At 29.4% G+C, this 12,438-nt stretch carries 13 protein-coding genes; 11 read left to right on the top strand and 2 right to left on the bottom strand.

Going from position 1 to position 12,438, the window contains the following annotated elements; all coding sequences use genetic code 11:
• Nucleotides 1-226: 226 nt before the first annotated feature.
• The 7 genes from pseB to ACMC9J_RS01240 all read left to right on the top strand — a co-directional run bounded on the left by pseB (nt 227) and on the right by ACMC9J_RS01240 (nt 7,232).
• Nucleotides 227-1,222: a UDP-N-acetylglucosamine 4,6-dehydratase (inverting) gene (gene pseB / locus ACMC9J_RS01270; protein ID WP_303999824.1), complete on the top strand. Its 996-nt coding sequence runs from the start codon at nt 227-229 to the stop codon at nt 1,220-1,222.
• Entirely contained in the window at nt 1,223-2,374 is a 1,152-nt protein-coding gene (gene pseC / locus ACMC9J_RS01265) for a UDP-4-amino-4,6-dideoxy-N-acetyl-beta-L-altrosamine transaminase (RefSeq protein ID WP_094516197.1), read from the top strand.
• 4 nt (nt 2,375-2,378) lie between these two features.
• Nucleotides 2,379-3,209, top strand: coding sequence for a cytidylyltransferase domain-containing protein (locus ACMC9J_RS01260; RefSeq protein ID WP_427003411.1), 831 nt, complete (start codon nt 2,379-2,381; stop codon nt 3,207-3,209).
• Nucleotides 3,206-4,603 carry a GNAT family N-acetyltransferase gene (locus tag ACMC9J_RS01255; RefSeq protein ID WP_427003410.1) on the top strand — a complete coding sequence of 466 codons (1,398 nt, stop codon included), beginning with the start codon at nt 3,206-3,208 and terminating at the stop codon, nt 4,601-4,603. The genes ACMC9J_RS01260 and ACMC9J_RS01255 overlap by 4 nt, the downstream gene beginning before the upstream one ends.
• Before the next feature lie 3 nt (nt 4,604-4,606).
• On the top strand, nt 4,607-5,656 hold the full coding sequence (gene pseI, locus ACMC9J_RS01250; RefSeq protein ID WP_427003409.1) for a pseudaminic acid synthase: 1,050 nt from the start codon (nt 4,607-4,609) through the stop codon (nt 5,654-5,656).
• Between the two features lie 45 nt (nt 5,657-5,701).
• Nucleotides 5,702-6,667 carry an NAD(P)H-dependent glycerol-3-phosphate dehydrogenase gene (locus tag ACMC9J_RS01245; protein ID WP_019265378.1) on the top strand — a complete coding sequence of 322 codons (966 nt, stop codon included), beginning with the start codon at nt 5,702-5,704 and terminating at the stop codon, nt 6,665-6,667.
• 424 nt (nt 6,668-7,091) lie between these two features.
• Nucleotides 7,092-7,232: a hypothetical protein gene (locus tag ACMC9J_RS01240; protein WP_019265757.1), complete on the top strand. Its 141-nt coding sequence runs from the start codon at nt 7,092-7,094 to the stop codon at nt 7,230-7,232.
• On the opposite strand, the gene ACMC9J_RS01235 is transcribed toward ACMC9J_RS01240, so the two are convergent.
• Nucleotides 7,229-7,657: a hypothetical protein gene (locus ACMC9J_RS01235; protein WP_427003408.1), complete on the bottom strand. Its 429-nt coding sequence runs from the start codon at nt 7,655-7,657 to the stop codon at nt 7,229-7,231. The genes ACMC9J_RS01240 and ACMC9J_RS01235 overlap by 4 nt on opposite strands.
• A gap of 250 nt (nt 7,658-7,907) precedes the next feature.
• On the opposite strand from ACMC9J_RS01235, the gene ACMC9J_RS01230 reads away from it, so the two are divergent.
• Together ACMC9J_RS01230 and ACMC9J_RS01225 are read left to right on the top strand one after the other, a co-directional pair.
• Nucleotides 7,908-8,603: an IspD/TarI family cytidylyltransferase gene (locus ACMC9J_RS01230; RefSeq protein WP_019265381.1), complete on the top strand. Its 696-nt coding sequence runs from the start codon at nt 7,908-7,910 to the stop codon at nt 8,601-8,603.
• A gap of 3 nt (nt 8,604-8,606) precedes the next feature.
• Nucleotides 8,607-9,902 carry a surface carbohydrate biosynthesis protein gene (locus tag ACMC9J_RS01225; RefSeq protein ID WP_427003407.1) on the top strand — a complete coding sequence of 432 codons (1,296 nt, stop codon included), beginning with the start codon at nt 8,607-8,609 and terminating at the stop codon, nt 9,900-9,902.
• On the opposite strand, the gene ACMC9J_RS01220 is transcribed toward ACMC9J_RS01225, so the two are convergent.
• The gene (locus ACMC9J_RS01220) at nt 9,890-10,723 is read right to left on the bottom strand and encodes a LicD family protein (protein ID WP_019265383.1); all 834 of its coding nucleotides are present in this window, start codon (nt 10,721-10,723) and stop codon (nt 9,890-9,892) included. The two genes, ACMC9J_RS01225 and ACMC9J_RS01220, sit on opposite strands and share 13 nt — an antisense overlap.
• Before the next feature lie 123 nt (nt 10,724-10,846).
• Between ACMC9J_RS01220 and ACMC9J_RS01215 the strand changes: the two genes are divergently transcribed.
• Both ACMC9J_RS01215 and ACMC9J_RS01210 read left to right on the top strand, forming a co-directional pair.
• Nucleotides 10,847-11,890, top strand: a complete 1,044-nt coding sequence (locus ACMC9J_RS01215; RefSeq protein WP_019265384.1) for a glycosyltransferase family 2 protein — start codon at nt 10,847-10,849, stop codon at nt 11,888-11,890.
• 24 nt (nt 11,891-11,914) lie between these two features.
• Nucleotides 11,915-12,364 (top strand): hypothetical protein, encoded by a 450-nt coding sequence (locus ACMC9J_RS01210; protein WP_019265385.1) that lies wholly within the window; start codon nt 11,915-11,917, stop codon nt 12,362-12,364.
• The last annotated feature ends 74 nt before the right edge of the window (nt 12,365-12,438 follow it).

The following is a 12,438-nucleotide window of genomic DNA, read 5'->3' as shown; positions in this document are numbered from 1 at the left end:
AAAGGATTTTTATAAATCCTTATTTTTTCTTTTTTTTATTTTAAACTAATTTTAAATAGTTATTTTTTTATTTTAAACTAATTTTATCATTAAATAAAAAATTAACAATACTATACTCTTTTATTTATCAAATACAATTTTATTATAAAGATAGAAACTTGCTTCTAATAATCTTTATATATTTTCAAAAATAAACCTATAAATAATTTAATATTGGAGTTTCGTTATGTTAAATGATAAAACTATTTTAATTACTGGAGGAACTGGTTCTTTCGGTAAAAAGTTTACAAAAAGAGTATTAGAACAGTATAATCCTAAAAAAATTATTATATACTCAAGAGATGAATACAAGCAATATTTGATGCAAAGACAATTTGCCCAACATAAAAAAGTAATGCGTTACTTTATTGGGGATGTTAGAGATAAAGAAAGATTTGCACGTGCTTGTGATGGTGTAGATATTATTGTTCATGCAGCTGCATTAAAACAAGTTCCTGCAGCTGAATACAATCCTTTAGAAGCTATTAAAACCAATATTGATGGAGCCAGAAACATTGTGGATGTAGCTATTGACAAACATGTTGAAAAGGTAGTGGCATTATCTACTGATAAGGCAGTTAATCCGGTTAACTTATATGGTGCTACTAAAATGGTTTCAGATAAACTATTTATAGCAGCTAATGCTTATGTTGGAGCTAAAAACACTCAATTTTCAGTAGTTCGTTATGGAAATGTTTCAGGCAGTCGCGGATCTGTAATTCCATTTTTCAAAACTTTAATTGATGAAGGTCAAACTAAAATACCAATTACTGATATGAGAATGACCAGATTTTGGATTACTCTTGATGAAGCAGTTGATTTAGTAATTAAAGCTATTGGTGATGCTAAAGGTGGAGAATTATTTATCCATAAATGCCCTTCATTTAAAGTAACTGATTTGGCAAAAGCCATGCTTCCTGATTGTGAATTTGAAGATGTAGGTATTAGACCTGGTGAAAAACTCCATGAAGTAATGATAACTAAGGAAGATTCAAGATCTGCTTATGAATATGATGATTATTATATAATTTATCCTGATTTGGAATGGTGGGAAGATGTTAATATAAAAGAAGGTGGAAAAAAAGTAGAAGATAGGTTCTACTACTCTTCTGATAATAATTCTGTCTGGCTATCTGTTGAAGAGATTAGAAAAGCTCTAAAAGACATAGATATTGTATACTAGGTGATTTCTATTTCTAAATTTTTACCTTATGGAAAACAGTGTATAGACCAGGAAGACATTGATGCAGTCACAAAAGTATTAAGTGAAGATTTCATTACTCAGGGACCAAAAATAACTGAGTTTGAAGAGGAAATAGCTAATTATGTCGGAGCTAAATATGGAGTTGCTTTTAATTCAGGAACCTCTGCACTGCACGGTGCTTATTTTGCATTAGGTCTTGAAAAGGGAGATGAAATGATTACAACTCCTAATACTTTTGTAGCTACTGCTAATGCGGGATTATATTTAGGGGCTAAAGTCAACTTCTGTGATGTGGAAAAACAAACTGGAAACATTGATGCATCTAAACTGGAAGTCAGTAAAAATACTAAGTTAATAGCTCCTGTACATTATAGCGGTAATCCTGTTAACTTAAAGGAAATAGCTGATATTGCTGAAGATAATAATGCTAAGATTATTGAAGACGGTGCACATGCACTTGGTGCAAAATATGACGGTAAAAAAATAGGCTCTTTAAAATACTCTGAAATGGCAATGTTCAGTTTTCATCCTGTTAAACACATTACAACCGGTGAAGGCGGAATTATTGTTACAAATGATGAGGAGTATTATGAAAGACTTCAGTTATTCAGATCTCATGGAATCACTAAAAATAATTTAGTAAATCCTCGTGACGGTGACTGGTATTATGAAATGCAGCACTTAGGATTCAATTACAGAATAACAGACATTCAATGTGCTTTAGGTTTATCACAACTTAAAAAATTAGATTCTTTTGTTGAAAACAGAAGAAAAATAGCTGAAAAATATGATGAGATGTTTGAAGACAATCCATATTTTGACGTTGTTAAAGAAAATCCTGACGGTGAGTCTGCATATCATTTATATCCGATTTTGTTAAAAGAAAAATATGCAAATCATAAAAAGGAAATATTTTCAAAATTACGCTCTGAAGGATTAGGTGTTCAGGTGCATTATATACCTGTTTATTTACAACCTTACTATCAAAACCTTGGATTTAATAAAGGACTTTGTCCAGTAGATGAAGAGTTTTACAAAAGAGAACTTAGTATACCAATGTACCCTACATTAACTGATGAAGATTTAGAGTTTGTACAAGAAAAACTTTACAAAGTATTTAGTGAGTATTAAAAAAATGAAAATTGGAGCAATTATTCAGGCCAGAACCTCTTCAACAAGACTTCCGCAAAAAGTTTTAAAACCATTACCTTTCAATAGCAAAATAAATGTACTGCAACAGGTTATTAGAAGAGTAGCCAAATCTGAACTTATTGATGAAATAATAATAGCTACAACAACACATGATGAAGATGAAAAAATAGTTGAAGTAGCTAAAAAAGAAAACATTAAGTTTTACAAAGGCAGTCTGGAAAATGTTCTGGAACGATATTATAATGCTGCTTTGGAAAACAGCTTGGATGTTATTGTCAGGATAACCAGTGACTGTCCATGTGCCGATGCAAATATAATTGATGAAATTGTCAAAAAACATATAGACTCCAATGCAGATTATACTTCAAATACATTAACCAGAGGATTTCCAAGAGGAATTGATGCTGAGGTAATTAACTTCAATGTTTTGGAAAATGTATATGAAAATGCCACTGATAAATTTGAAAAGGAACATGTAACTCCATTTATCTATAAAACACATCCTGAAGACTTTAAAATAGTGCAATATGAAACAAAAAACGACAACTCTGATATTAGGATTACACTAGATACTCCTCAGGATTATGCTCTGCTCTGCAGTGTTTATGATAATTTATATGATAAAAATGAATTCTTCTCTCTGGATGATATTTTGGAATTATTTAGCAGTAAACCTTATTTAAAAGATATAAACTCTGAAATAACTCAAAAAAAGGTTTGCAATAGTTTAGAAGAAGAATTGGATGAAGTTCTTAATTTATGCGAAAAACAGGATTTGGACAGAGCTAAACAGTATATTGAAAAGATAATATGAATGTAATAATATTGACTGAAGGCGGAAAAAACTATGGATTTGGGCATGTAGCCAGATGCAGCTCAATATATCAGGCTTTTAGAAAATTCTGCATAACACCTCAATTTATTGTTAATGGGGACAAATCAATTGATGCAATTTTGCAAAATATTAACTATGCTATTTATGACTGGCAGAATATGGAATTTGCTGATGATGATATTGTTATTATAGATTCATATCATGCACCACTTGAATTTTACCGAAAAATAGCTAAAACAGCCGCATTAGCTATTTATGTTGATGATAATGATCGTTTAGATTATCCTGAGGGGATAGTTGTAAACGGAACAATCCTTGCAACAACTAAAAGAAAAGATGCGCTGTACGGATCAAAATACATTCCCCTTAGAGAGGACTTCTGGAATGCAAAGATAACTGATGTTAATGATGAAATAAAAAATGTTTTAATTACTTTAGGCGGAAATGATTTAAGAAATCTGACTCCTAAAATCCTGAATTTGCTGAAAAATGAGGATTTTGCAAAAAAGGTCATCATAGGAAACAGCTTTGATAATGTTGGTGAAATCGAGGAGTTTGATGATGAACTGATTTATTCTCCAGACAGCAGACAAATGCTTGATGCTATGGAAAGCACAGATTTGGCTATTTCATCAGCAGGCCAAACATTATATGAACTTGCAAGAGTAGGTGTTCCGACAATTGCTGTTGGAGTTGTTGACAATCAGATAAACAATATTCAAAACTGGCAAAAGCAGGGTTTCATTGAGTTTGCAGGATTCTGGGACGATGATAATTTAGAAGAAAATATTTTAGCTAAACTGGAGCTGCTTAAAGATTCTGCTTTAAGAAAAGAAAAGCAAAATATGGGTGTTAGTGCAGTTGATGGTAAAGGTTCTATAAGAATAGCTAAAACCGCTCTAAACAGTTATTACAGGAAAAATTCTGTTTTCAGAGAAATTAAAAAAGAGGACTGTCTTAAAATATTTGAAATAGCTAATGATGAAGAAGTAAGAAAAAGCTCTTTTAATTGCGATAAAATAGATTTGGAAACTCATAAAAAATGGTTTAATGGGATATTAAATGATAATACAACAGAATTTCTGGTTTTGGAATATGACTCAGATATTATTGGTCAGTTAAGATTTGATTTTGATGAAAAGTATCCTGTTATTAGCATTAGCTTAAATAAAAAGTATAGAGGATTAGGATTGTCTAAATACTTGTTAAATAAGGGAATAACTTATATTAAGGAAAATTATAATCAGGATACTTTAGTTGCAGATATTAAAAAAAGCAATGCAAGGTCAGTTTCATTTTTTGAGGCTATGGGATTTAAAAAAGAATGTGAAATCAGAAACGGCAGTGCTTTAAGATTTATTTACAGAGGCTGAATTATGGAATTTAAAATTGAAAATAAAATGATTGGGGATGGACATCCGGCTTTTATAATAGCTGAGCTTTCAGCAAATCATATGAATGATTATGATATAGCTGTTAAAACTATAGAGGCAATGGCAAAATCTGGTGCAGATGCAGTTAAATTTCAGACCTATACTCCGGATACCATAACTTTAGACTGTGACAATGAGTATTTTCAGATAAAACAGGGAACAATATGGGACGGTCAGGTATTGTATAACCTCTATGAGGATGCATTTATGCCATGGGATTGGCAGCCTAAACTAAAAAAGGTAGCTGAAGATTTGGGGTTAATTGTATTTTCTTCACCATTTGATGAAACTTCAGTTGATTTTTTAGAAGATATGAATGTAGGTGCTTATAAAATCGCTTCTTTTGAAATTACAGACATTCCGTTAATTGAATATGTAGCAGGAAAAAACAAACCGGTTATAATCTCAACAGGAATAGCTTCAAAAGAAGACATTGATTTGGCCATTAAAACATGCAAGGATGCAGGTAATGATAAAATAGCTGTTTTAAAGTGCACTTCAGCTTATCCCGCCCCATTGGAAGAAATAAATCTTAAGACAATTCCTGATTTAAAAGAAAACTTCAAAACAGTTGTCGGACTTTCAGACCATACTTTAGGCAGTGACGTTGCTGTTGCATCTGTAGCTATGGGAGCTAAAATAATTGAAAAACACTTTATTTTAGACAGAACTATGGAAGGGCCGGATTCAGACTTTTCTATGGAACCTGATGAATTTAAACAGATGGTTGATTCAATAAGAAATGTTGAAAAAGCTCTGGGCAAAGTTAGTTATGAATTATCTGATAAAATGAATGCAAACAGGGTGTTTTCAAGATCATTATTTGCAGTTAAAGACATCAAAAAAGGGGAAATCATAACAAAAGACAATGTCAAATCAATACGGCCGGGTTTTGGCTTGCATCCTAAATATTTAGCAGAAATTATCGGATGCAAGGCTGCTGAAGATATTGACAGAGGAACTCCTTTTAAACTGGAATTTGTAAACAAATAAATTTAAATTAAAAAAGGATTAATATATAATTTTAAGAGGTGCTTAATGTCATTGAATGTTGGAGTTATAGGTGCTGGAGCAATGGGAACAGCTATTTCTCAGTGTATTGCACCAAATACTAATAAATTGTTATTGTATGCCAGAAGAAAAGAAATCTGTGATGATATAAATGAAGGTCATATTAACTGCGAGTATCATCCAAGTGTTAAACTGCATAAAAATATTATGGCTGTCAATGATTTATGTGACCTGAAGGATGTTGATGTTATATTTTTATGTATTCCTTCATCAGTTATGCGCCAGACAATGGTTCAGTTAAATGACATAGTTTCAGATAAGTGTATTTTTGTAAGCACAGCTAAAGGAATTGAAAACAAGACAAATAAAAGAATGAGTGAAGTTATTGAAGAGGAAACCGGAAGATCTGCAGTAGTGTTATCCGGACCGAACATAGCTTCTGAAATGATGAAAAACCTGCCTTCTGCAACTACAATAGCCAGTATAAAGAAAAAAGATCTGGAAATAGTCAAAAATGTATTGTCAACTCCCAAACTTAAAGTTAACACTAATCATGATGTTATTGGAACTGAATTTTGCGGTATCATTAAAAATATTTTAGCTATTTCTCAGGGAATCTGTAAAGGAATGGGCATTAATGACAATGCTAAATTTGCAGTTTTCACCAAAAGTTATAATGAAACTAAATGTATTATTGAGAAATTAGGTGGAAACAGATCAACAGTAGATGATTATTGCGGATTTGGAGATATTATAACAGCATCTACATTAAATGTAAGTAGAAATCATACTTTGGGTATCTGGTACGGTCAGGGTGTATATCTGGATGAGCAGACAGGAGTGCTTTTTGAAGGAAAAAACACGACTATTGTTCTTAAGGAAATTTGTGATAAGTTAAATATTGAATGTTTAACTGTTAATTTTGTTTATGATGTTATTATTTTGAAAAAAAGTCCTAAAAAAGCATTTTATGCATTATGGGAAAAATTATAATTAATCTCATAATATATCTATTTTATCTTTATTTTTTCAGTTTCAAAGCAATTTTTCTATTTTAAATCAATTTAAGGTTAAACAGTTTTTTATAGCTATTTTTAATGTGTAATCAACAGATTTATATATTTTAAAGCTTAATAATATTGATTATAGAATATATTGTTATATGTGTTCTTTTTGGTTTAAACAGAATATTTTATTATTTACTTATCTAAGTTAATAGTATTGAAAATAGTTTAAATTTAAGAGTTTTGTTTGTAAATCTAATTTTACAGACTTTTTAGATAATTTGAGCATTTTTGATGAATTTAAATCAAATTTGAAAATGTAATACAAAAGTTATATATGTAAAACCAGTAATTATTTAAATAATAATTAATAAAAAGGTTATTACATATTATATTTTTAAGGAGTGATTAGTATGGCTAAACCTATTGGAAAAACTCCTGTTTTTGAAGGTAAAGATGCTATTGCTGTTTTAAAAAAGATGCAACAACCGCCTACTGAAAAAGATAGGGAGTTTGCAAAAAAAATTAGGAATCAAAGAACTGTTTTATTTTAATTTTTTGGTTCCTCTTTTATATCTTTTAAATCTAAATATATGTTAAAACACCTTGTTGGGTCTTGTTTTTTTATCATATCTATTTTTTTAAGGATTTCCTTATCACTTTCACGTGTGTAAAAATTATTTTTAATATAAAAATCTAATGCTATTGCATATGCTTCAACAATAATGACTCTAAATCCTATTTTAGTTTTTGATAGTTTAAGCATTGAAAGTAATACATTAGCAAGTATATGTGAACCTAATCCTTTTTTGGCATATTTTTTATCTATTGCAAATCTTCTAATTTTAATTGCAGGCAATTCATTGTTTTCACTAATGTTTAACTCATTGCATATTTCTTTTTTAGTTTCTTCATCTTCTAAGATTTTTAATTTCATTGAATCTGTTAGAATTGATATATTCTGCTCTTTTATTTCCATTTAAAAAATTTATCAATGTACATTATGTTTTTCAGCAATTTTTAAATTTTATTTCTTAATAACTCATTATTATCTTTCTTTTTTCAGTTTCAATGCAATTTTTCTATTTTAAATCAATTTTAAGATTAGGCACTGATTTTTAGATAAAATTTATAGTTTTGCATATTTTAAAGCTTAATTTTAGTAATTGCAGAATGAATGTTTGGAAATACATTATTATAAATATAAAAAATAACAAAATCTAACTTTAATGATATGTGCTGCACTACTTGCTGGAGGTATAGGAACCCGTTTGGATGTTGGAATGCCTAAGCAATTTTATTTAATAGCTGATAAACCAATTTTAATACATTCCTTGGAAGCTTTCTTAAAAGTTGAAGAAATGGATGAAATTATAGTATCTTCACCAAAAGAATGCATTAATAAAACTAAAGATGTAATAAAAGAATATGAATTAACAGACCCAAGAATCACTGTTATAGAAGGTGGAAAAAGACGTAGTGATACAATTTTAAATTCCATTAACTACACTCTTGAAAATGATTATCCTAAAGATTCAATAATGGTTACTCATGATGCTGCAAGGATATTTGTAACTCCTCAGTTAATTAAAGACAGTATCAGGTATGCAAAACAGTATGGAGCAGCCAGTGCAGTTATTCCAGCTACAGATGTAATATTTGAATCTAAAAAACAGGGAATATTAACTGATGTTCCGGACAGGCAGTATTTGCTGCAGTCTCAGACGCCACAGTCATTTAATATAAATCATTACCTTGAAATTTACAGTGATTTGTCCGATGAAGAAATTGACAAATTAGATGAAGCTATGATTTTGTTTCACATGAGAGGTCATGAAATTGGTTTATTTGAAGGGGATAGAACCAATTTTAAAGTTACAAGACCATCAGATATTAAAATAGCTAATGCGATGTTAAGGGGATAAATAATGGCAGATATTGTAATCTTTTATGAACTTCCGGAAAGGGAATTAAATAATGCTAATCTTTTAAAAGCAGAATTTGAAAAAAGAGGATATTCTGTTGATATATTGGGGTATTATAATTACAGGGAACTTATTTTTCCAAAAGAATATAAACCGAAACTACTGATTGGTCAGGCAGGTTATAACAATAATGACATTGAAAGATATACTGTCAGATTCAAACCTAAAATAGATAAAATACTTAATTTAAGGTATGAACAGGTAATAGCTAAAAGAATTCTTGATTCCAAGGCTCATTATCCTAAGGAGTATATGAAAAAAGCCAGTCATGTTTGCTGGAGTGAAAAGATAAAACAGGATATGATGGCTGAAGGAATTGAGGAAAAGAATTTACCTGTTACTGGTGATATTAAAACTGATTTTTCAAATCACAGATTTGATTCATTTTTCAAAACTAAGAATCAGCTGGCCAGTGAATTTAATTTGGATTCATCCAAGGAATGGATTTTATTTATTTCAAGTTTCACATTTAATGAAAAAGACTCTAAACGTTTAATGAGTATGAATCATAATCTGGATGACGGTAAATATATGCAAAAATGGAATGTTGAATCAAAAGCTATTGTAATGGAATGGTTTGAGAAATTCCTAAAGACACATCCTGAAAAGGAATTTATTTACCGCCCTCATCCTGTTGAATTTAATGTACTTGATGAAGATTCTACAATCAGTATTTTAGATAAAAAATATCCTAATTTCCATTATATCAATAAATATGCAATTCAGGAATGGATCAGGCCATGTGATTACTTAAACACTGTTATAAGTACTTCTATTATTGATGTTTACTTGCTGGAAAAACAGTGTAATATTTTAAGGCCCGTTGAGTTGAATCCTGATTTTGATAATCCATTGCTTGTTGGAGCTAAAACAATCAGCACTTACGAGGAATTTGAAAAGTTAAACACCCTTAAAAACACTGAAGAATTCCCGGTTTCTCGTGAAATGATTGATCAGTATTATGATTTTGGAGATAAGCTGGCTTATGAGCGAATTTGTGATTATGCAGAAAAAATGATTAATGATGATTCGTTTAAGCATGATTTCTATCCGAATCCGTCAAGATTCCACAGATTAAAGTTCATTATTAAAAGATCTCTTGATGTTCCGAAATTAATTCCTGCAGTTATCAAATCAGCTATTAAAAACAAGTCATCAACATCCAAAACTAAAGATAACAGGTCAATTTATGAAAAAAATGCTAAGAAAATAAGAGAAATTATTAATCAGTCCTCATAGGGGCCAAAATCTATTTTTTGAGTTATATGATTATATCTTTCAGATTCTGGAGGTAACTTCATATAATCTCCATAAATTTGTGTAAGAATGCTGTCAAGATTATTTGGACAGTGAACTTCAACATCTTCAAACATTATTGTTTTTCCAGGTTTGAAATCACTTATTTTATAAATTTGCGGATGGTGAAGAGCTGAAATATCACAAACATATTTGCAGTCTTTATCATTATATTTATCCAATAATTTATGGGTTTTATCAAATAAGGATTCTCTTGAAATATTAAATAGTTTTAAAAAGCCATGCCCTGCATTAGCTAATGTCTGAACTAAAATAGGATATCCTTTAAATTTTATAACACTCATTGCAAGTAATCTGTCCAAAACACGGCAACGTTTTACATGGATGAATCTTTTTAATTTGTTGTCCGGAACTTTGTCCAATACAAATATGTCAATATCAATTCCCAAATCAAAATCTACCTGATCAACCCACCATTCTTCAAAAATAGTATCTTTTAACATGATTTTTGAAAATAAAAAGAAATAATCTTTTGTTTTACTTGTTAAAAAGTTATATTTATTATTTGATTTGGATAATGCTACTTTTTTAAACTTTTCATAGTCTTTTCTAAACATAATAATGTCTATATCATCATCCCAGGGAATAAAACCCCCATGCCTAACAGCACCTAATGCACTACCTCCGTAAATAAAATACTCAATGTTGTTCTCTTCACAAATAGCTATAAAATCCTTTAGAATCATAAGCTCTAACTTTTGCAGTTTGTGAATAGTTTCGCTAGAATAATCAGTATAGTGCATTTTTTTACCTTTAAAAAACTTGTTAAATATATTTTATTTAAATTTACATATATAACTTTTCTAATGGAAATTTTTATTAATTATGTTTAGTATACTTTTAGTTATATAGAGGATATGAAAAATATGACTTTTAAAATTAGTGTAATAATGCCTGTTTATAATGCTGAAGATGAATTAAACACAGCTATTGATTCAATAATAAATCAGTCTTTCGGTTTTGAAAATATTGAGTTAATAATAGTTGATGACTGTTCAACAGATAATTCCAGAAACATTATAACTGATTATGCTAATGAATATGAGAATATTATTCCTGTTTTTTTAGATGAAAACTCCGGACTTCCAGGTAAGCCACGCAGTTTAGGTATTAAATATGCCAGTGCTGATTATATCTCCTTTTTGGATTCTGATGATGAATATCTTAAAGATGGTCTTAAAAATCTTTATGATACTATTTTAAGTGAAGACTCTGATTTTGTAATCGGATCACATGTCATTAATCTTGATGGGGACAAAGTTAAAGTTAAATTTCTGCAAAGTGATGAAAAATTAGTGAACTTAAATCCTTTGGAATCTCAGGAAATCTTTGACAGCTTAAGTTTAAATTATTTTGTGGCTCCTTGGGGTAAAATGTTTAAAAAAGAATTGATTTTAGATAATAATATAACATTTCCGGAAGATACTTTATGTGAAGACACTTATTTTTATTTTAAAGCACTGATAAATTCAAACAAGATTTCTGTTTTACCTAATACTCAGGTTTACATGTATAATACTTTTGAACATAAAAAAACAGCTATACATGGTCATGATGTTAAAAAATTCAACAGATTCTTAAAAGGTATGTATAAAGTTAATAATCTTTTAGAACCAGTTAAATTATCTCAATATGTAACAATAGGGGAGAATATTGGGAGTTTACTTTTAATCTTTTCTAATTTGGATAAAAAACATAAAATGTCTGCAGTTAAAGAAATTTACAAGTTTGAAAAACATTTAAATTGTAAAATTGATATTCATAGAAAAGAAATAGCTGTTTTAAATAATAAAGTTTTAAATAAACAGTTCAAACAGGCTATTTTTATTTCTAAGCTTTATACTTCCCTTTATAATAATCAGACAATAAAAAATCTTTATAGAAAGTTTAATATTAGGAAAAATAACTGAGTTTTTTGTTTATTGGTGTTGGTAATGGGTAAAAAAACCAAAAAGAAGTTTTGGACTATGCCAAAAACTAGAAAGTTCAAATCTTTTAAAAAAAGGCAAGATAATGAATATTATTTAACTGAAGTTCAGCTTAATAAAGAAATTAAAGAATTTAGAGAAATATTCAATAATTTATCTTATCCATTATCTGTTGGCGAATATGATGATATGAATTCCCGTAGACTGAAAATCAAATTTTTATTTTCCAAACAGGAGAAAAAAGTCTGGAATAAATCCAATAATCGACGCCGCATTTATCTGGAACAGTTATCTTTTTTTAAACATGTTTATGTTAAATGGAAACATATAACTTATCCGATTTATCTGGAAAGACACTACGGGGTTCCTCACCATACTACATTTTTTGTTCCGTGGTTTTTGAAAAAGAAAGATAAAAAGAAATTTATTTCTGTTGTAGCTAATGGTTTAGTTTAAGATAATTGGACTATTTATGTAATTTAAAGCTTTTACAACATTTATAGGTTAACACAAATTTAGTTATTTTTGGT

Origin of the sequence: Methanobrevibacter intestini (genome assembly GCF_047402955.1) — an archaeon.
GTDB lineage: Archaea > Methanobacteriota > Methanobacteria > Methanobacteriales > Methanobacteriaceae > Methanocatella > Methanocatella intestini.
Note: the sequence above shows the minus strand (reverse complement) of the source record. Positions and strands in the feature narration are given on the sequence as shown.

Bases quoted from the DNA above. Each gene is read 5' to 3' on its own strand.
- pseB (WP_303999824.1), top strand. From the start codon at position 227: ATGTTAAATGATAAAACTATTTTAATTACTGGAGGAACTGGTTCTTTC.
- ACMC9J_RS01260 (WP_427003411.1), top strand. From the start codon at position 2,379: ATGAAAATTGGAGCAATTATTCAGGCCAGAACCTCTTCAACAAGACTT.
- ACMC9J_RS01255 (WP_427003410.1), top strand. From the start codon at position 3,206: ATGAATGTAATAATATTGACTGAAGGCGGAAAAAACTATGGATTTGGG.
- pseI (WP_427003409.1), top strand. From the start codon at position 4,607: ATGGAATTTAAAATTGAAAATAAAATGATTGGGGATGGACATCCGGCT.
- ACMC9J_RS01245 (WP_019265378.1), top strand. From the start codon at position 5,702: ATGTCATTGAATGTTGGAGTTATAGGTGCTGGAGCAATGGGAACAGCT.
- ACMC9J_RS01240 (WP_019265757.1), top strand. From the start codon at position 7,092: ATGGCTAAACCTATTGGAAAAACTCCTGTTTTTGAAGGTAAAGATGCT.
- ACMC9J_RS01235 (WP_427003408.1), bottom strand. From the start codon at position 7,657: ATGGAAATAAAAGAGCAGAATATATCAATTCTAACAGATTCAATGAAA.
- ACMC9J_RS01230 (WP_019265381.1), top strand. From the start codon at position 7,908: ATGATATGTGCTGCACTACTTGCTGGAGGTATAGGAACCCGTTTGGAT.
- ACMC9J_RS01225 (WP_427003407.1), top strand. From the start codon at position 8,607: ATGGCAGATATTGTAATCTTTTATGAACTTCCGGAAAGGGAATTAAAT.
- ACMC9J_RS01220 (WP_019265383.1), bottom strand. From the start codon at position 10,723: ATGCACTATACTGATTATTCTAGCGAAACTATTCACAAACTGCAAAAG.
- ACMC9J_RS01215 (WP_019265384.1), top strand. From the start codon at position 10,847: ATGACTTTTAAAATTAGTGTAATAATGCCTGTTTATAATGCTGAAGAT.
- ACMC9J_RS01210 (WP_019265385.1), top strand. From the start codon at position 11,915: ATGGGTAAAAAAACCAAAAAGAAGTTTTGGACTATGCCAAAAACTAGA.